The organism is Clostridium sp. HBUAS56017 (assembly GCF_007115085.1).
GTDB classification, from domain to species: domain Bacteria; phylum Bacillota; class Clostridia; order Clostridiales; family Clostridiaceae; genus Clostridium; species Clostridium cibarium.
In genome coordinates this window covers 100,340-119,491 of sequence record NZ_SULK01000005.1, presented here as the reverse complement: position 1 = coordinate 119,491, position 19,152 = coordinate 100,340, and the positions used below count along the sequence as shown (strand labels likewise).

Sequence of the window (19,152 nt, the reverse complement as noted above, 5' to 3'; positions counted from 1 at the left end):
GAGTGTTTAAGGGGGAAATGGTATGGATAAAATTACGAAGGTGGATATTATAACAAGGAAAACTAATTTTGAAGAATTAAAAACTGCACTTGCTGAAATAGGAGTTATGGGAATGACAGTAACTCAAGTAGTAGGTTGTGGAACTCAACAAGGTGACATAAAATATTATAGAGGAGTTCCCATGGAAGTGAAGTTGCTACCTAAAATTAAAATTGAAATAGTAGTTTATGAAGTACCTGTAGAGAAAGTAGTAGAGACAGCAATAAAGGTTTTAAGAACTGGTGAAATTGGAGATGGGAAAATTTTTGTTTATGATGTGCAGCAAGTAATTAAAGTTAGAACGGGTGCAACTGGAAGAGAAGCACTGATTAATGAATAAAATAAGAATATTTTGGAGGAATTATTTATGAATTTTAATTATTGTTTACCTGTGAATCTTTTGTTTGGAAGAGGAGAAATAAGCAAAGTAGGAAAAGAAGTCGCTAGATATGGAAAAAAGGTTCTTATAGTAACTGGTAAAAATAGTACAAAGAAAACAGGCTTACTTGATAGAACTGTAAACTTATTAGAAGAAGAAAAAGTAAAATATGAAGTTTTTGATAAGGTAGAACAAAATCCTCTTACTACAACAGTATATGAAGGTGTTCACATTATTAAAGAAACAGGATGTGATGTAGTTTTAGGACTTGGAGGAGGAAGTATTATGGATGCTGCTAAGAGCATAGCTTTCTCTGCAAAAAATGATGGAGATATATCTGAATATATATTTGGAATAAAGCAAGGAAATGAAGCGCTTCCAATAGTTTTAGTTCCAACAACTTGCGGAACAGGTAGTGAAGGAAATTGCTTTTCAGTACTCACTAATCCTGAGACTAAGGATAAGAAATCTTTAAGAACTAATGTGATTATTGCCAAGACATCTATCATAGATCCAGAGCTTATGACTACGATGCCTAGAAATATACTTGCATCTGTTGGTTTTGATGCTCTAGCACATAATATGGAGGCGTATGTTTCTAAAATAGGACAGCCATTAAGCGATATGCAAGCACTTTATGGAATAAAGTTATTGGCTGAACATTTACCTAAAATATATAATAATCCAGAGAATTTAGAATCATGGGAAAAAGTAAGTCTTGCTAGTACCCTTGGAGGAATGGTGATAGGAGTAGCAGGAGTAACAGCACCTCATGGTATGGAGCACCCTGCAAGTGGATTATATGATATTGTTCATGGAAAAGGACTCGCAGCACTAACTCCTATAATAGTAGAAGATTCATGGAGGTTTTCTAGTGAGAAATATAAGGATATATCAAAAATACTTGGAGGTAGTGGCGCTGAAGATTGTTCAGAAGCTATAATTGAATTTCTTAAAAAGATTGATTTGAAGGTAACTTTAGGTGAACTTGGAGTTAAAGAAAAGGATGTTGAATGGATGGCAGAAAATTGTATGAAAGTCTCAAGGCCAAGTATTATAAATCATCCAAGAAAATTTAATTTTGAAGAAGTTAAGGAAATTTATTATAGAGCATTATAGTTATCTGAGTTTTAAGATTATAAAATATGCATGATGCACAAAAAAAATGTTCTTAATGGGTATAGGATTTATGAGAATATTATGATAATATAAATCAATAGAATAATTTAAAATTGGATGCAAAGGCGCACTGAAATAAAAACAGTGCGTCTTTTTGTATTAAAAAAATGGGGGGCTAATAGGATGTATAAGGTATATGAGTTATCTAAAAAATTTGGGGATTTAGAAGTTTTAAAGAATATAAGTTTAGATGTTCAAGAAGGGGAAGTTGTATGTATTATTGGACCTTCAGGTTCAGGCAAAAGTACTTTTTTGAGGTGTCTAAATTTATTTGAAATCCCCACAGGTGGAAAGATGTATTATAGTGGCACCAATATTCTTGATAAGACGGTGGATAGTAGATGGCTTAGAGAAGAAGTAGGGATGGTATTTCAAAAGTATAATCTATTTCCTTTATATACAGTGTTAGAAAATGTCATGCTTGCACCGGTACTTACAAAAAAGAAGAATAAAAAAGAAGCAAAGGAGATAGCGCTTGAACTACTTGATAAAGTAGGGCTAAAAGATAAGGCAGCTGTTTATCCAAGAACTTTATCTGGTGGGCAGCAACAGAGAGTTGCTATAGCAAGAGCATTAGCGATGGAACCTAGAATGCTTTTATTTGATGAGCCAACTTCTGCTTTGGATCCAGAACTTGTTGGAGATGTACTAGACGTTATGAAGCAACTAGCAAAGGATGGAATGACTATGGTAGTTGTTACTCATGAGATGGGTTTTGCTAGAGATGTATCAGATCGAGTTATATTTATGGATAAAGGATACATAGTTGAAGAGGGAAGGCCAGAAGATATTTTTACCAATCCCCAAAATGGAAGAACAAAGGAGTTTTTATCAAGGGTACTAAATTAATTGCTGTACTAAAGTGAAGTTATGTAAAAATAATTGTGAAAAGGAGAAAATTAAATTATGAAAAAAATATATAGAAGACTATTATTATTTATTGTTATTGTTGTAAATTGTGTTGGATTAATGGCTGGATGTGGTTCTTCCACGTCAACGACGGGAAGCAAAGGAAAAGGTACATTAGAGACAATAAAGGAAAAGGGTGTGTTAACAGTTGCTTCATCAAATGATGCTCCATTTGCTTTTGTTGATTCTAAGACAAATGAATTTACTGGAATTGATGCAGAAATTATAAAAGAAGTAGCAAAGAGACTTGGTATAGAAAAGGTTGAAATGAAGCAAGTTCCTTTTGAAAACTTATTAGTAGAGTTAAATAACAACAGTGTTGATATGGTAACTGATGGAATGTACATTAAAGACGAGCGCAAGAAAAAAGCACTATTCACAAATATATGGTACAAGGAAGGGGAAGCAATTGTTATACCTAAAAGTTCAAATATTACAAAAAAAGAGGATTTGAAAAATGCATCATTAGGAGGACAAAAGGGGACTGCATTTTTAGAAATAGCTCAAAAATGGGAAAATGATGGGGCAATAAAAGAAGTTAAGGTATTTGGAAGTCAATCAGAATTAATGCTAGCTGCCAATACGGGAAAGATAGATGCATGTATAACAGATGGTATGGTAGCAGGTTATACATTATCTCAAGACAGTAGTCTTAACCTTAAAATGCTATCACCATATAAGGTTGAAGCCTCAGGCATGGTAGCAGCAGCTGTTAGAAAAGATGATAGAGAATTGGCAGATGCAGTAAATGGAAAAATTGATGAGATGAAAAATGATGGAACAATTCTAAATATACTAAAAAAATATGGGATGAATGAGGATTATTTTGTTTCAGCTGAAGAGGGACATACTTCGGACAAATAAACATTAAAAAGGAGACAGACAATATGGAGATTTTATCTAATTTAGATTTTAAAACAGCAATTCAATATTTGTTACCTTCATTAATTCAAGGGTTATGGATTGTATTAGAGGCAACAGTATTTGGATTTTTATTAGCAATTGTATTAGGACTTTTAATAGCAATTGGTCGTATCAGCAAAGTTAAAATATTAAGAGGAGTTTTAGTAGTTTTTTTGGAATTTATCAGGGGAACTCCATTATTAGTTCAACTAGTATATATGTATTATGTAGTTCCTCTTTTAATATCAATAATTATTCAAATTTGGAGTCCAGGGTATCAACTTAAGATTAGTTCCTTAGTTGCAGGTACGCTGGGCCTTGGAATAAATTATGGATGTTACATTTCAGAAGTTATACGTTCTTCAATAGTGTCAATAGATAGTGGACAAACAGAAGCAGCACTAGCACTTGGATTAACAAATAAACAAGTTTTATCAAGAATTATAATACCTCAAGCATTACGCAATGTTGTACCTGTTTTTGGGAATTACCTTGTAATGATGTTAAAGGATACTTCACTTTTGGCATATGTTTCAGTTAGTGAATTGTTATTACGGACACAAAGTTATGCATCACAATCTTTCCTAACAATTGAGTCATATACACTTTTAGCAGTGTTTTATTTAATATTAAGTTTACCACTTGCACAAGTAATTAAATTAGTTGAAAAGAGGATGCAAAAATTTAGTTAATTTATATTTAGAATAAATCTCTCTTTATTTATGAGAAAATATATGGTAAAAATATAATTAATAAAATAGATTTTCATAAATAAGGATGGATGCTATGTCAATTTCGGTGAGAGATATATTTAAATTAGATTCATTAAAAAAAATTAATCTTGTTGCAGGTGAGACAGGATTAGAAAAGAGCATAGAGTGGATATATGTAGCTGAATGTTTTGAGAACCCATTAGATGGTATCAAGTGGCTACAAGGTGGAGAAATTATAATTATTACTGGTGTTGGAATTAAAGATAATGTAGAAATACTATTGAATCTTATTAAGGGTATCAGTGAAAAAAATGGAGCAGGACTAATTATAAATATAGGACCATATATAAAGAATGTATCAGAAGAAGTAATTAAGCTTGCAGATAGTCTTGAGCTACCATTATTTACATTACCTTGGGAAGTAAAGCTTGTTGAAGTATCTAGAGAGTTAAGTAATGCTATTGTGCTATCACGTATTGAAGAGAATTCTCTTACTCATTTTTTAAGCAATATTCTTTTTGGAGATAGGGAATTAGAGGGGAATGCTATAGAGAAAGCAGCGTATTTTGGATATAATTTATCTGGAGAATGTTTTATATGTGTCATAGATATCGATGGGTTTGAGAGGTTTTTAAAATTGAAAAATTTAGATGATGAGGTAAGTATATCTAAGATAAAAATAACATTTAGAAAAATAGTGCAAGATATATTAGAGAAACATGCATTAAAAGTTCCTATTATTGATAAAGATGATTCTGTTATCATTTTTAATAGAGCAGAAAAAAATTGTATGAGTAGATTGTTAAAATCAATAAATGAGATACAAGATGTATTAAAAAAGCGTATGGATGGACTTTCGGTAAGTGTAGGAATAGGAAATTCCTATAAAGATTTAAAAATGATGAAACAATCATTAAGTGAAGCAGAACTTGCTATTAATTGTGCGAAGTGTAAAGGGCTAGATGGGACCATTACAGAGTATAAAGATATAGGAATTTATGGGCTACTTTTCAGCATTAAGAATATTAGTATATTAGAAAATTACTTTATTAATACTTTAGGGCCAATTAGTAATGGTGATGATAATTTACTACAAATATTAGAGACTTATTTAAATGAGAATTGTAATATTACAATTACAGCAGAAAAATTATTTTTACATAGGAATACACTTAAATATAAAATAAAAAAAATAGAAGAACTTTTAAATTGTGATTTACACAACTTTGATGATTGTATGAAGGTGAAAATTGCATTATATATAAATAAAATTTTAAAAAAATAATATATATAGAAACTAGCTTATCATAAAATGTGATGGGCTTTTTTATTTGTTCAATTAGAAAATTCAATAATGTTCTAACTAAAATTACGAAGATAAAAAGTTCAACTTTATTATACACTTGCATAGTATTTAAATAAATAAAGAAATGGATATATAATCAAAATGATTAGATTTTAATTTGGATTATTAAAGAGAAATTGAATTTATGGGGGAACATAGAAATGGATAAAGTTAAAAGTGTAAAGATAGTAACTATTCTTGTTTTGGTAGGTATTGCTAGCGTTTTATTATTTGTGAATGTTGGGAAAAAGGATGTTGCTGAATTTAAATCTGCTCAGGAGAGCAATGTAGATGAGACAGAAAATAAAGTTGAAGTTAAGGAAACTATAAAAATAACATCTTTAGGGAATATACTTTTTCATGAGAAACAATTATTAGGTGCTAAAACAAGGGATGGATATGATTTTAATCCAAGCTTTGATTATATAAAAGATACGATTTCTGGTTCAGATATAACTATAGGTACTCTAGAAACTACACTTGGTGGTGATGATTTTTCAGGATATCCAACATTTAATAGTCCTGATGAAGTTTTGTCTAGTCTTAAAAATGTGGGAGTTAATGTAATTAACTATGCAGATAATCATATTTTAGATGATGGTGCTAATGGTTTTTTACGTACTTTAAGTGTTACAAAAAATAATAATATAGATATGATAGGGGTAAGGAGCAATACTAATGAAAAAGGATATTTAGTGAAAGAGGTTAGTGGACAAAAATTTGGAGTAATAGCATATACCTATGAAACTGAGAAAGAAAATGGGCAAAGAACTATAAATAGTATTACTATACCAAAACAGATTTATGGACTTATAAACACTTTTAATTATGATGAGTTAGACGCATTTTATAGTAGCATCGCTTCAAATATTGAAGAAATGAAAAAGGATGGTGTGAGCTTTATAATAGTAGATCTCCACTGGGGAGATGAGTATTCAATAAGGGAAAATACTACTCAAGAAAGTATGGCGAAAAAGTTAAGCGAGTTGGGGGTAGACATTATTTTAGGAAGCCATCCACATGTAATAGAGCCATACAGCATTATTACTAATAGTAAAGGTAAAAAGACTTTTGTAGTATATTCACAAGGCAATTTTATATCCAATCAATGTGCTGATGAAAGAGTTACACAGGATGAAAATGTTAATTCTGATATGGAGGATGGAACTATAATAAAATTTACACTATGTGTAAGTGATGGGGACGTAAGATTGAAAGAGTATAATGTAATTCCAACATGGGTATACAGAGAGCCCAAAAGTGATGGGTTGCTTATTCATAGGGTGATACCTGTAAGTGAAGCGTTGAATGATAGAGGAAAATTCAATATACCAGATTCAGATTACAATAGGATCCAACATGCTTTAAATAATACGGAAAAAATATTAGCTCCAAATGGGATAGGCCCTCATGAATTTGCATAAATAAGGCTTTAATATGTACTTTGGTCAAAGGGGACAAAAATATTATGATGTTTGTACATAGAAAAGAAAAATAGAAAGTATTATTATAAAAGCATGTTAAGAAGTAAAGAAATTCTAGACGATGGAGTCATTCATGTAAATAAGCATGAGGACTCTATTTTTATGAATTTTAATTGATAGGAGGCTTAAATAATGATAGAAGAAACAAATGTAAAATTGGTAACTTCAATACCAGGACCAAAGTCAAAGGCAATTTTCGAAGAAAGAAAAAAATATGTGGCTAGTGGGGTGTCTGTATCAACTGAAATTGCTATTGCAGAAGCAAAGGGTGCATTAATAAAAGATGTTGATGGAAATGTATTTTTAGATTTTGCAGCAGCAATTGGAGTTCAAAATGTAGGACACTGTGATGAAGAAATAGTAAAAGCAATAAAAGATCAAACAGAGAAATATATTCATCCAGGATATAACATAGTAACATATGAATCTTATGGAACTTTAGCTAAGAAGCTAACAGAGATAACAACTGGAGATTTTGAAAAGAAAGTTATGTTTGCCAATAGTGGAGCAGAAGCTTTAGAGAATGCAATAAAGATAGCAAGAACTTATACTAAAAAGACAGGTATCCTTTCAGCAACGGGTTCTTTCCATGGACGTACAAATATGACTATGTCAATTACAAGTAAATATAAACCTTATAAGAATGGATTTGGGCCATTTGCACCAGAAACTTATAAGTTTGATTATCCATATGCATATAGAGCACCTCTTGGAGTCTCTTCTGAAGAATATGCAGAGGAATGTATTAAAAAATTGAGAACTATGTTAAAAACAACAATTTCACCAGATATGATAGCTTGCTTAATAGTTGAGCCATTACAAGGAGAAGGTGGATTTGTAGTTCCAACAACTAAGTATATGCAAGAATTGCAAAAGATTTGTAATGAAAATAATATAGTATTTATAGTAGATGAAGTACAAGCTGGCTTTGCTAGAACTGGTAAGATGTTTGCCTATGAATATTATGGCATAGAGCCAGATGTTGTTACATTATCAAAGTCAATAGCAGCAGGGGTTCCGCTAAGTGCAGTAGTTGCTAAAAAAGAAATAATTGATTCTGCATGTGTTGGAGGAATTGGCGGTACATACTGTGGAAGTCCAATTGGGTGTGTTGCTGCACTTAAGGTAATTGAAAAAATTGAAAAAGAAAACTTATGTGAAAAATCACTTAAACTTGGAGAATATATTGCTGGCAGACTTAATAGTATGAAAGAAAAGTTTGACGTTATAGGTGAAGTTAGAGGTCTTGGTTCTATGATTGGAATAGAATTTGTAAAAGACAGAACAACAAAAGAACCAGCAGCAGATATTGTGAAAGCAGTAATTAAAAGATGTTATAAGAATGGAGTTATATTTTTAAATGCAGGGCTGTTTGGTAATGTAATTAGATTTTTACCACCATTAGTTATGACTGAAGAACAAGTTAAGTATGGAATGGATGTACTAGAAGAATCAATTAAAGAATGTATATAAATAGAAATATTTATATACCATTTAAGCTAGAATAGTATATATAAAAAACTGCTATAAAAATTAGCGGTTTTTTACATATGCTAAAAACACTATTAACAATAATCAAAGAACTATAATATTATAATAATCATAAATAAAATAGGGGTATTCTATGAATTTAGGAGATGAAAGTAATGGGATTATGGATGCAAGTAGAGTAGGTTTAATTAGGCTATATCCAGCTTTAAAAAATATTATATCAGGAAAAGTTTATGGTTATATTGATGAAAATGGGACGTTTATTATAGAGCCTAAATATGAAGAGGCAAGTGATTTTAATGAGTTAGGTATAGCAATAGTTCGGGAAAATGATTTAACAGGAGTAATAGATTCTAATGGGGAATATGTAATTAAACCTATTTATGAGAGTATTAGTCTTTTTAAGGAAGGTCGTGCTGTATATGTGTTAGATAGCAATGTAGGCGTTATGGATGAAAGAGGAAATAGAATTACTAAGAAAAATTATAATTATATTGGGAATTTTAATGAGGGAAGAGCAGTTGTAAGTGTAACTGAGAAAGATGAATCTTATTATGGTTATATTGATAGAGATGGGAATGAGGTAGTACCTAATAAGTATTTAATGGCAGATGAGTTTAAGGGTGGAGTAGCCTTAGTTAGAGTTAAGAATGGTGAGTATGCATTAATAGATAGTGCTGGGAAAATTATCAACACCTATAATTATGAATATGTTAGCCAGTATGGTGATGGACTAATGGTTTTTTCTAAATCTTTTGGTGGACCTTATGGGTATTTAGATAAGGCGGGTAATGTGGTTATTAAGCCAGTTTATAAGTTAGCTACAGGTTTTGAAGGCGGAATTGCAGTAGTAAGTACTGAAGAAGTATATAATTTCAAATATGGAGCAATTGATTTAAGTGGAAAGTATGTGTTTACCCCCGTGTATAGTGAAATAAAGTATTTAAAAGAAGGTAAAGTTGCACTAGGTATGCCTTTAGGTGATGAAATTAATATTGGTTCTAGTATTTACGCTATAGGAGAGGTTACTGGTAACACATTGACAAGTTTTAAGTATTTAGCGGTAGGGAATTATGAAAATGGATTAGCTTATGCATCTGATAGTTTGTTTACATTTTTTATAGATGATAGTGGCAGTATAGTTAAAAATTTGCCTAGGGTTGAAGGTAGTGGAGAATTGAAGATAAAAGATAACATAGTACTAGCTGATATAGATTATTTACCATACTATTTAAGTAAAAATGGAGAAATTATTTATAAGCCTAATGAGACTATAGAACTTAGTGATAAGTATTCAGTAACAAGAATTAAAGATAAGCCCAATATAAATTACTTAATATATTATCCACAAGTTAATGAAGTATCCAATAAAAAAGTAGAAAAAGAAATAAATATAAAGTTAAAGAAAATGTCATATTTTAAGCCTATTGATGGTGAAGGTACCACAGATAATGTAGATATTGAACCAGATGATGTTTTAAAGTACAACTATTATGGAGATTTTTCAGTGAATTTTTTTAAGAAGGACTTACTAGTTATTGATATTTCAGGATATTACTATTTCTTTTATGCAGCTCATGGAATGCCAAATAAGAAGACTCCTAGTATAGATTTAGTTACAGGACAGTTTTACAGTCTAGGAGATTTATTTGAAGGGGGAGTAGATTGGATTCAGGAAATAAATAAGATTATTGACAATATGATAAAAACAGATAAACAGTATGATTATGTTTTTAAAGACGCTTTTAAAGGTATAAAAATAGATGAAGGTTTTTATATTGATGAAAATAATTTGTATATATATTTTCCACCATATGAAATAGGTCCATATGCAGCAGGAGTTGTGACCTTCAAAATACCATTCAATGAAATTGAAAATATTATAAATAAAGAAGGGAATTTTTATAAAGCATTTAATCAATAACTAGAGTCTAGTATATATTGTATAAGCTTTAGTAAATAATAATTCTATAGGAAAAACTAAAAGGATAAAAAGGAGAAATTATGTTTAAACCTAAGAGAATTATTTTTGAAAAAGGATCATTAGATTATCAAATATCTAAGGAAATTTTTGAAAAATTTAAAGATAAGCCAAATGTTGAAATTATAAATTTAAGTACAAATAGACTAAAAGAGAATATTCCAGGAGATGATTTATTCTCTCAATATAGAGAAGGTAAAAAGACTTTAGTTGTTGGTACAAAGAAGAGTTTAAAATTTCAATCATGTAAGCCATCAGCTCATTATCAGTTGCCACTAGTATCAGGTTGTATGGGTCAATGCGAATATTGTTATTTAAATACACAATTAGGAGATAAACCTTATGTAAAGGTTCATGTTAATATAGATGATATATTAAATCAGGCTGAAAAATATATAAATGAGAGATTGCCGGAAATAACTATATTTGAAGGGGCAGCTACATCTGACCCTATACCAGTTGAAGTATTCACTCATTCGTTAGAAAAAGCTATTTTGTTCTTTGGTAAAAATGAAAATTCTAGATTTAGATTTGTAACAAAATATAATGATGTAGATTCACTACTTAAGTTAGAACATAATGGACATACAGAAATAAGATTTAGTATTAATACTTCTTATGTTATAGATGAATATGAGAATTTTACTGCTTCTCGGGATAAGAGAATAGAAGCAAGCATAAAGGCAGCTAAGGCAGGATATCCAATGGGATATTTAATTGCACCAGTATTTATTTATCCTAACTGGAAAGAAGAGTATCATAGATTATTGTTAAAATTAAAGGAGAAACTTCCAAGTGATTTAGACTATCCAGTGACTTTTGAAGTTATATCTCATAGATATACTACAATAGCTAAAAAACGAATACTTGAAGTATTTCCAGAGAGCAGTTTGCCCATGAATGATGAAGAACGCAAATTTAAATTTGGGCAATTTGGATATGGGAAATATATATATGGAGAAGAAAGTTTAGGCGAAATAAAACAATTCTTTAAAAGAGAGATAGAAGAGTTATTTATTAATAAAGAAATAAAATATATCATATAACTATAGTAGACTAAGAGGTGTCCTTCTTAGTCTTATCTATTTTCAAAAATATATTATCACCATATGTTAATGATAAAAATATCATAATATAGAGGGGGATTTTTGATGAGCAATATAATTTTTTCCAATATATATGAGCCACTTTTAGAAAATGTTAGCACTCCTATTGAGCTATATGAATCTATACTTGGTAAATACTTTATTGGATATGCTGATAATTTAACTTTTGGGGAAAATACAAGTGCTTGGGCTAGATTATATAATCCAATTGGATCAGGAGTTCTTTTGCATGTAAATGTGTGGACTGTAACAGCTGTTTCAAATTCAGCTTTTCGTGCACAGTTTTGGTTTAATGCAACTCCGCCAGTGTCTGATGTTAAAGAGGCGCCTGTAACTCCTACAAACTTAGTTATTAAACCAACACCAAAATCAAAGATAAAGTTAGAGTATGCATCTGATGTTGTTGGAAATCCTACTGGAGGAATAAAAGCTTTTGTTAGGAGAGCTCTACCAGAAACAACATTAGTAGAAAGTGAAAATGGAAAGATAATTATTGGAGAAGGAGGTAACTTCTTAGTATTTTTATCAACTCCAGAAACACAAGAAGCAGCTGAAGGTAGAATAGCTTTTGGATACTGGCAAGAGAAAATTTGTAATAGATGTAGATAAAATAACAATACCACTAGAAATATCTGAGAAGATTATTCTAGTGGTATTTTTTATTGAGAGTATATTTAATCAATATATAGGATTAAAGGTTTTATTGTTTTGAAAAAAAATACATTTTATGAAAAAGCTTGAAATATAATATGGATAGTAATACAATAGTTGTATAAAATAAACAACTAGGAGAAGAACGATAATGGAAATAGATAATTTGGTAACTAATTTAGAGAAAATAGGTTTTTCTAAGCTTGAATCGCAAATATATCTTGCATTACTTGAAGGTGGGAATAGGTCTGCATATCAGATAGCAAAGAAAATAAATATTTCAAGGCCATCAATTTACAATGCATTAGAGCATATGGTTATGAAGGGTATGGTTGAAGTTATACCTAATAGTACAGCTTTATATATAGCAGAGAAGCCAGAAGTACTAATTAAAAAAGTCCAATATGAATTTGATTCCAATGCGAAAAAAGTTTCAGAAGGACTGAATGAATTTAAAGAAACAAGATATGAAGAACATTTTGCCAATATAAGTGGATTTGAAGCCATTTTATATAAGGCGAAAGATATAATTGCTAATGCACAAAGAGAAGTTTATTTAAATTCAGATTTTGACCTTGAATATCTAACTGAGGATATTAGAAAGCTTACGGATAGAGGAATACGTGTTGTTACCTTCTCATTCTATGATATAGGTATGACTATAAAAAAAGTTGAATTTTATAGTCATATGAGGAAAATGAGGGAGGGGCATGTTCCATCTAGATTAATGGTGGTAGTGGATCAGACAATAGTTCTTGTAGCTGATGCAAGCAAAAATCAAGAAAAATGGATTGGAACAGTTACAAATAACCCTCTTATGATAAAAATAATGTCAGAACACATTCATAATGATATTTATCTTTTGAAATTAAGAGAGAAATATGGTAAAGAAATAGACGATTTGTTCCATATTGGAACGGACTATGAAACTAGGGAAAGTGAGGCAGAAATTTGAGTTTGAAAGTTATTAGAATAAAGTTAAAACTCGACAATTAGAACTCGATAGAAAAATGAATTGATAAATTGGAGGGTAATATAATGTTAAACACTGTATCTAAATATAGTGCATTCACAACCAATGCAATAAAAGAGAAATATGCATATCGTTTCAAAGCATTAATGTGGTCGATGTCAACATTATTCAATATGTTAATACAGTATTTTCTTTGGCAATCAATTTATAAAGAAGTAAATGGAGAATTTATGGGAATTGATAAAGAAAGTTATTTATTATATATAACTTTTGGTGTTGTATTCTATAATTTAACCTCTTGCATGGAAAATATGAATATTGCAGAAGATATTAAATCAGGAAATATATCAATGAATTTATTAAAACCAATTAATTATAAAATCATGGTATTATTTCGGCATATTGGTTCAAAGATTGGAGAAGTTATAGGGCTTATACCCTTATTTATTATTGCTATTTTATTAGCTGGAAATATTAATTTTAACTTTGAGAGAATATGTTTGTTTTTGATGTCAATGATATTAGCCTTTTTTATTGTGTTTCTATTTTCATACATTATGGGAATGCTAACTTTTTGGACAACAAATTATTGGGGAATTCAATTTTTAACAAATGCATTAACAGGATTGTTTTCAGGACAGTTAGTTGCTATAAATTTTTATATAGAGCTTGGAAAAGGTTCAAGTATATTAAATTCTACATTGACTTTTTTACATACAAAAGGTTTTATAAGTTTTTTTCAAGTGCTAGGAATAATGGCTTATTGTTTGCCTTTTCAAAGTATGTATTATACGCCAATGTCAATTCTTTCGGGTATTATTTCAGGACCAAAAAGTATTTTTTTTCATATTATGTTACAAGTATTTTGGATATTTATACTTAGTATTATTGTGAATATTATGTGGAAGGCTGCTCAGAAGAAAATAACTATACTAGGGGGTTAATAAAAGAATGAAATATATAAAGTTATATCTCCAATTCCTTATATTACAATTGAAAACCATTATGGAGTACAAAACTGATTTCATAATTGGACTTCTATCAGTAATACTTGGTCAAATAAATACTTTTTTACTAACAGTTATGGTTTTTACACAGTTAGATTCATTGGTTGGATTTTCTATTTACGAAATATTTTTAATGTATGGATTTTATACATTAGTTAGAGGAATAGATCATTTTTATAATGATAATATTTGGAGTTTTGCATGGAATAAGATTAGGGATGGTCGGTTCATGACTATTCTACTTCGTCCGATAAATCCAATTTTTTACATAGTAATGGAACGTATTGAAGTTAGTGGCTTAAGTGAATCAGTAATCGGAATACTAATAATCATATATTCTTTGAGAAAGCTTATGATATCAATTGGAGTGTTAGAGTTCTTGGTGTTATTCCTGTTGGTGCTTTGCGGATTGGCAGTATACTTTAGTATTAAACTATTGTGTTCTACTCCTGCATTTTGGACAACTTGTTGTGGGGAGTTTATGACTGCAGGGGTTGAAATCGGGAATACAGCAAAGTATCCTATTGAGTTGTATAAAAATAAATTAATAAAAAATATATTATTATTTGTTTTACCCTTTCCAATTGCAGCATACTTTCCTAGTATATACTGTCTAAAAAAAATTGAGAATATTAGATGTTTATTTGGGGTAAGTTGGATGAATGTAAATCATATTGTTTTATATTCTGTCTTTATGGCAATTGTTCTATTATTCGTATCTATCAAGGTTTGGTATATAGGGTTGAAGCATTTTGAGCCTACAGGGACTTAATTAAAATTGATGTATAAAGGGGGGATATTATGATAGAAGTAAATAATTTATCAAAAGAATTTAAGATAAATAAGAAATATGAAGGATTAGGTGGTACATTTAAGTCATTTTTTTCAAGAGAATATACAATAAAAAAGGCTGTTGATAATCTTAGTTTTTATGTAGAGAAAGGAGAAATTCTTGGATATATTGGCTTAAATGGAGCAGGAAAATCTACAACGATTAAAATGTTATCTGGACTTCTAGTTCCTACATCAGGTGAATGTAAGGTAAATGGAATAATTCCATATAATGAAAGAAAAACATATACGAAAAATATTGGGGTTGTATTTGGAAATAGGTCGCAACTATGGTGGGATCTCCCGGTTTCGGAGTCTTTTTCAGTGTTAAAAAAGATTTATGAAACGCCTGAAAAAGAGTTTTGGAAGAGACTAGAATATTTAAAGGAAGTACTAGATCTTAATGAATTTTATTTAACACCTGTAAGAAATTTAAGTTTAGGACAAAAAATGAGAGCTGATCTCGCTGCAGCTATATTACACAATCCAGAAGTATTATTTTTAGATGAACCTACTATTGGTCTTGATATTTTTGTGAAAGAAAAAATTAGACAAGCAATAAAGCAGATTAATAGGGAAACTAATACAACTGTTTTGTTAACTACTCACGATTTAGATGATATCGAAAAAATTTGTAATAAAATTATTGTCATTGATAAAGGGAAAAAAATATTTGATGGAAACATTGATGAATTAAAGAAGAAGTATGGAAAAACTAGAACTGTATATGTTGATTTAGATGGCACTGTTGATAACGATACCGAATTTGAATTGGATATGGACAAGAAATATATAACTATATCAAAAGATGACAATGGTAAAGTAAAGATCAGTTTTGATAAAGATCATGTTAACTTATTAGATTTAATTCACCATGTAGGTTCTCATAACACTGTAAAAGATTTTACAGTTATGGAGCCTCAGCTAGAGGAAATCGTGAAAATGATTTACGGAAATCGTGATGGAGGGAAAATATGATTATTATAGATGATCTATTAGATAGGAATTATTCCATAAGTACGTTGCCTATATATTGGAGAAAAGTTGTTTATGCTGCAGCAAAAAAAACTGAATGTACAGAGAGATCAATGGATGATTATCTCAAAATAGTTGAGGCATTTGTGCAGGAATATCAAAGCAGAGATTGTATTCGTAGCAAGATCTTAACTGAAATGTTAGACTTGCCGGATATTGTTATAATTCTGTTTTATGTTTCTATGTACAATAAGCTGAAGTTAGAAAATAGAGAATTATTTCATATAGCTAAAATGAGAAAAAACATAAAATGGATGATGGAATCTGATTTTTGTTTTGTAAATATTAGAGCTCTTGGAAAAGATGTTGCAGAAACAGGAAATATTATTGATGCAGTAAAGGTAATACCTTCATTACGTGTAAATGGAATACATTTAGCACCATTTTTTGAATGTAGCCATGGGATTGTTTATTGTCAGGATTCATTTTATCGTATAAATGAAGAAATAGTAAATTTATATTATTTAAGAGAAAATGTAGAGCCAATTGAACAAATGAAATTTTTAATAGATTGTATCCATATATTAAATAAATCAGTTGGTTTTGATGTTACTCCTCATACAAGTTGGAATTCAAAGTTACGTCTAGATAGACCAGAGTTATTTAGATGGGTACGGCTTAATAAGAGTAAAAATGATTTGTATGATAATATGACCATAGATTCACAATATGAAGATAAATGTCAGAAAGTATTTAAAGAAGATATTTCGAAAATTGTAAATGAAATTAAAGATAAATATAGTGTTAAAAGATTAGATGAAGTAGATAGCAACTTGGAATTATGTAAAGAAGCTACACAAAAAATTAATAAAGAACTCCAAAATGAAGGCTATTTTACTGTACCACCACATACTTGGAATGGGGTTGGTGTACCTGATTTTAAGAAATATGCAGAAAATATACATATGCCTATTTGGAGTTATCTTGATATTAATGGAGATGACCAAGGACAACATGCTATTTGGTTACATTCGAGCTTATATATTCATAAAGGAATGTATGGGAATCAATTGCCTGCGCAAATTAGTGGTGACACGAAAAAGGATGAAGTACAAAGAAACGAAGAAGTAATATTATTTTTCAACCAATACCTGACAGAAGTAGTAGAAAGATATAATTTTGACTTCATTAGAATGGATTATATCGATCACATTTTTGATAATATTATCAAAGTAAAAGGAGAGGAAATCCCGCTAAGTGAGATGTTTACTCCTGCTGAAATAAAAGAAGTTATTACTAATTTGAGAAAAGAATATCCAGGGCTGGGGTTACAAGCAGATCATCTAGGATATGATGCTAAAATATTTGAAACTGTAGGTTTCAATTTAATTACAGGTAGTGAAGTAGGACTTAGCATTGACCGTTGGCACTTAAATGAAATATTTGAAAATTTAATTAAGCAAGAGAAGATTCAAGGAGACATATGCAGAGCAACTTTTGCTATTGATACACATGATATGGCTCATCCACTATTTTTAGGGAAAGAGATTGCGCATAGAGAAGGAAAAATAGGTATAATTGCAAGGTTATTTATTAGTCGGTTTGGGAATGTTGGATTATATAGAAGGCCCAAATATGAGGTTATTGGAAATCAAGATTTATCATATGGCATACATAGTGCCAATAATAAAGCAGAAAGTTTGGTATGGGGGAGTAATAAAGTTGTTTATAATGCTTATCATGATATAGAAGATATTTATGCAGATCTAAAAGAAGTGTTAAAAGAAAGTTCTATGACAGAATATTATATTTCTAATAAGCATGTTGGTTGGCAAATTTATAATAAAAAGAAAAGAAAAAGGTTTATAGCAGTGATTCCAGTTGTATTACAAGATGGGATACCTTGTGATTCGGATTTAATAAGGAAACAAAAAGATAAAGGAGAAAAAGATAGGATAGAATTTGAATTTGATTTTCCAAAAGGTGGTGGTATGGAAGATGTGTTGAAAATGGATCATGAAAATATAAAAAGAAATTATAATTTTGATTGTAAAGTTTGTACATCAGTAGAGGAGCTGAAATTTAATAGAGTGAAAACTATAAATTGTGATAAACTTTTTTCGCTTTATGTCAGAAATAATAGATTAGTAGTAGAGATGAAAACATATGGGTTTGTATTATTAGAAGCTTTAAATATATAGAAAAGAAAAAGAGATTGAATTAGTGCATTATTATCAAATATTTATTAAGGAGGATTACGATAAAGGTTATCGTAGAAAGATAGGATGAAAAATATATTAGTTGCAGGATTAATTAACATTGAAACGACTATTGGAATTAATCAATTTCCAATAGAGTATACTCCAATTGATTATAAGTTTTTTGGATTAGAAAGTACAGTATCGGGGGTTGGATATAATGTGGCAAAAGCATTAAAAACTCTTGGAGCTGAAACGCAATTGCTTTCTTTGATAGGTAGAGATATGTATGAAGGGGTAATAAAGGGTGAACTAAAAAAAGAAGGTATTGGTAGTAGTTTTGTAAAGGCTACATTATCACAAATTCCACAATCAGTAGTGCTTTATGATGATGCTGGTACAAGAAAAATTTATTTGGATTTAAAAGATATACAAGATAAATCTTATCCTTTTAATGATGAAGAGAACATGTTGGATGAAGTAGATTTAGTAGTGGCATGCAATATTAACTTTTCAAGAGATCTATTAGAAAAAGCGAAGAGGTTAGGAAAGTTAATTGCATCTGACGTTCATGTGATTAGTAATATTGAAGATGAGTACAATAAAGATTATATGGCTTATGCAGATATTTTATTTTTAAGTAATGAAAATATACTTGGAAAAGAGGAAGAATTTATTAAAGAAATTGCAGAGAAATATGAAAATGAAATTATTGTAATTGGCATGGGAAGTCAAGGAACATTGTTATATGTTAAGGCAGACGCTAAAGTCACCTACATGCCAGCTGTAAATACAAGAAAAATTGTGAGTACAATAGGTGCAGGAGATGCATTATTTTCTTCATTTATATATTTTTATTGTAAAGATAAAGATCCATATGATTCCTTAAAAAAGGCAATATATTTCGCTTCTTATAAAATAGGAGAAAAAGGAGCAGCAAGTGGTTTTTTAAGTGAAAAGGAATTAATAAATTTAATTGGCCAGTAAG

The 19,152-nt window shown here is 30.0% G+C and carries 17 protein-coding genes; all 17 read left to right on the top strand.

Annotation, left to right across the window (positions count from 1 at the left end):
• The first annotated feature begins 22 nt into the window (after positions 1–22).
• The 17 genes from FAY47_RS06735 to FAY47_RS06655 all read left to right on the top strand — a co-directional run bounded on the left by FAY47_RS06735 (position 23) and on the right by FAY47_RS06655 (position 19,151).
• Positions 23–379: a P-II family nitrogen regulator gene (locus tag FAY47_RS06735; protein ID WP_143315929.1), complete on the top strand. Its 357-nt coding sequence runs from the start codon at positions 23–25 to the stop codon at positions 377–379.
• A gap of 27 nt (positions 380–406) precedes the next feature.
• Entirely contained in the window at positions 407–1,537 is a 1,131-nt protein-coding gene (locus FAY47_RS06730; RefSeq protein ID WP_143315928.1) for an iron-containing alcohol dehydrogenase, read from the top strand.
• 183 nt (positions 1,538–1,720) lie between these two features.
• Positions 1,721–2,446: an amino acid ABC transporter ATP-binding protein gene (locus tag FAY47_RS06725; protein ID WP_143315927.1), complete on the top strand. Its 726-nt coding sequence runs from the start codon at positions 1,721–1,723 to the stop codon at positions 2,444–2,446.
• A 57-nt stretch (positions 2,447–2,503) separates the two neighbouring features.
• Positions 2,504–3,370, top strand: coding sequence for an ABC transporter substrate-binding protein (locus FAY47_RS06720; RefSeq protein ID WP_143315926.1), 867 nt, complete (start codon positions 2,504–2,506; stop codon positions 3,368–3,370).
• A 23-nt stretch (positions 3,371–3,393) separates the two neighbouring features.
• Positions 3,394–4,101, top strand: coding sequence for an amino acid ABC transporter permease (locus FAY47_RS06715; protein WP_143315925.1), 708 nt, complete (start codon positions 3,394–3,396; stop codon positions 4,099–4,101).
• Positions 4,102–4,195: 94 nt separating this feature from the next.
• Positions 4,196–5,407 carry a PucR family transcriptional regulator gene (locus tag FAY47_RS06710; RefSeq protein ID WP_143315924.1) on the top strand — a complete coding sequence of 404 codons (1,212 nt, stop codon included), beginning with the start codon at positions 4,196–4,198 and terminating at the stop codon, positions 5,405–5,407.
• A 221-nt stretch (positions 5,408–5,628) separates the two neighbouring features.
• Positions 5,629–6,891 carry a CapA family protein gene (locus FAY47_RS06705; protein WP_143315923.1) on the top strand — a complete coding sequence of 421 codons (1,263 nt, stop codon included), beginning with the start codon at positions 5,629–5,631 and terminating at the stop codon, positions 6,889–6,891.
• A 192-nt stretch (positions 6,892–7,083) separates the two neighbouring features.
• Complete coding sequence (gabT, locus tag FAY47_RS06700) at positions 7,084–8,424, top strand: 4-aminobutyrate--2-oxoglutarate transaminase (protein WP_143315922.1); 1,341 nt, start codon at positions 7,084–7,086, stop codon at positions 8,422–8,424.
• 151 nt (positions 8,425–8,575) lie between these two features.
• On the top strand, positions 8,576–10,366 hold the full coding sequence (locus FAY47_RS06695; protein ID WP_143315921.1) for a WG repeat-containing protein: 1,791 nt from the start codon (positions 8,576–8,578) through the stop codon (positions 10,364–10,366).
• Positions 10,367–10,446: 80 nt separating this feature from the next.
• Positions 10,447–11,469: a spore photoproduct lyase gene (splB, locus tag FAY47_RS06690; RefSeq protein WP_143315920.1), complete on the top strand. Its 1,023-nt coding sequence runs from the start codon at positions 10,447–10,449 to the stop codon at positions 11,467–11,469.
• A 105-nt stretch (positions 11,470–11,574) separates the two neighbouring features.
• Positions 11,575–12,138: a DUF6143 family protein gene (locus tag FAY47_RS06685; RefSeq protein WP_143315919.1), complete on the top strand. Its 564-nt coding sequence runs from the start codon at positions 11,575–11,577 to the stop codon at positions 12,136–12,138.
• A gap of 193 nt (positions 12,139–12,331) precedes the next feature.
• A complete protein-coding gene (locus tag FAY47_RS06680) occupies positions 12,332–13,135 on the top strand; it encodes a TrmB family transcriptional regulator (RefSeq protein WP_143315918.1) in 804 nt (267 codons plus the stop codon).
• Positions 13,136–13,218: 83 nt separating this feature from the next.
• Positions 13,219–14,097 (top strand): ABC-2 family transporter protein, encoded by an 879-nt coding sequence (locus FAY47_RS06675; protein WP_143315917.1) that lies wholly within the window; start codon positions 13,219–13,221, stop codon positions 14,095–14,097.
• A gap of 7 nt (positions 14,098–14,104) precedes the next feature.
• Entirely contained in the window at positions 14,105–14,932 is an 828-nt protein-coding gene (locus FAY47_RS06670; RefSeq protein ID WP_143315916.1) for an ABC-2 family transporter protein, read from the top strand.
• A 29-nt stretch (positions 14,933–14,961) separates the two neighbouring features.
• The gene (locus FAY47_RS06665) at positions 14,962–15,969 is read left to right on the top strand and encodes an ATP-binding cassette domain-containing protein (RefSeq protein ID WP_143315915.1); all 1,008 of its coding nucleotides are present in this window, start codon (positions 14,962–14,964) and stop codon (positions 15,967–15,969) included.
• Positions 15,966–18,167 carry a hypothetical protein gene (locus tag FAY47_RS06660; RefSeq protein WP_143315914.1) on the top strand — a complete coding sequence of 734 codons (2,202 nt, stop codon included), beginning with the start codon at positions 15,966–15,968 and terminating at the stop codon, positions 18,165–18,167. Before FAY47_RS06665 ends, FAY47_RS06660 begins: the two co-directional genes overlap by 4 nt.
• Before the next feature lie 84 nt (positions 18,168–18,251).
• Positions 18,252–19,151: a carbohydrate kinase family protein gene (locus tag FAY47_RS06655; protein WP_143315913.1), complete on the top strand. Its 900-nt coding sequence runs from the start codon at positions 18,252–18,254 to the stop codon at positions 19,149–19,151.
• Position 19,152 lies beyond the last annotated feature (1 nt).

Bases quoted from the DNA above. Each gene is read 5' to 3' on its own strand.
- FAY47_RS06735 (WP_143315929.1), top strand. From the start codon at position 23: ATGGATAAAATTACGAAGGTGGATATTATAACAAGGAAAACTAATTTT.
- FAY47_RS06730 (WP_143315928.1), top strand. From the start codon at position 407: ATGAATTTTAATTATTGTTTACCTGTGAATCTTTTGTTTGGAAGAGGA.
- FAY47_RS06725 (WP_143315927.1), top strand. From the start codon at position 1,721: ATGTATAAGGTATATGAGTTATCTAAAAAATTTGGGGATTTAGAAGTT.
- FAY47_RS06720 (WP_143315926.1), top strand. From the start codon at position 2,504: ATGAAAAAAATATATAGAAGACTATTATTATTTATTGTTATTGTTGTA.
- FAY47_RS06715 (WP_143315925.1), top strand. From the start codon at position 3,394: ATGGAGATTTTATCTAATTTAGATTTTAAAACAGCAATTCAATATTTG.
- FAY47_RS06710 (WP_143315924.1), top strand. From the start codon at position 4,196: ATGTCAATTTCGGTGAGAGATATATTTAAATTAGATTCATTAAAAAAA.
- FAY47_RS06705 (WP_143315923.1), top strand. From the start codon at position 5,629: ATGGATAAAGTTAAAAGTGTAAAGATAGTAACTATTCTTGTTTTGGTA.
- gabT (WP_143315922.1), top strand. From the start codon at position 7,084: ATGATAGAAGAAACAAATGTAAAATTGGTAACTTCAATACCAGGACCA.
- FAY47_RS06695 (WP_143315921.1), top strand. From the start codon at position 8,576: ATGAATTTAGGAGATGAAAGTAATGGGATTATGGATGCAAGTAGAGTA.
- splB (WP_143315920.1), top strand. From the start codon at position 10,447: ATGTTTAAACCTAAGAGAATTATTTTTGAAAAAGGATCATTAGATTAT.
- FAY47_RS06685 (WP_143315919.1), top strand. From the start codon at position 11,575: ATGAGCAATATAATTTTTTCCAATATATATGAGCCACTTTTAGAAAAT.
- FAY47_RS06680 (WP_143315918.1), top strand. From the start codon at position 12,332: ATGGAAATAGATAATTTGGTAACTAATTTAGAGAAAATAGGTTTTTCT.
- FAY47_RS06675 (WP_143315917.1), top strand. From the start codon at position 13,219: ATGTTAAACACTGTATCTAAATATAGTGCATTCACAACCAATGCAATA.
- FAY47_RS06670 (WP_143315916.1), top strand. From the start codon at position 14,105: ATGAAATATATAAAGTTATATCTCCAATTCCTTATATTACAATTGAAA.
- FAY47_RS06665 (WP_143315915.1), top strand. From the start codon at position 14,962: ATGATAGAAGTAAATAATTTATCAAAAGAATTTAAGATAAATAAGAAA.
- FAY47_RS06660 (WP_143315914.1), top strand. From the start codon at position 15,966: ATGATTATTATAGATGATCTATTAGATAGGAATTATTCCATAAGTACG.
- FAY47_RS06655 (WP_143315913.1), top strand. From the start codon at position 18,252: ATGAAAAATATATTAGTTGCAGGATTAATTAACATTGAAACGACTATT.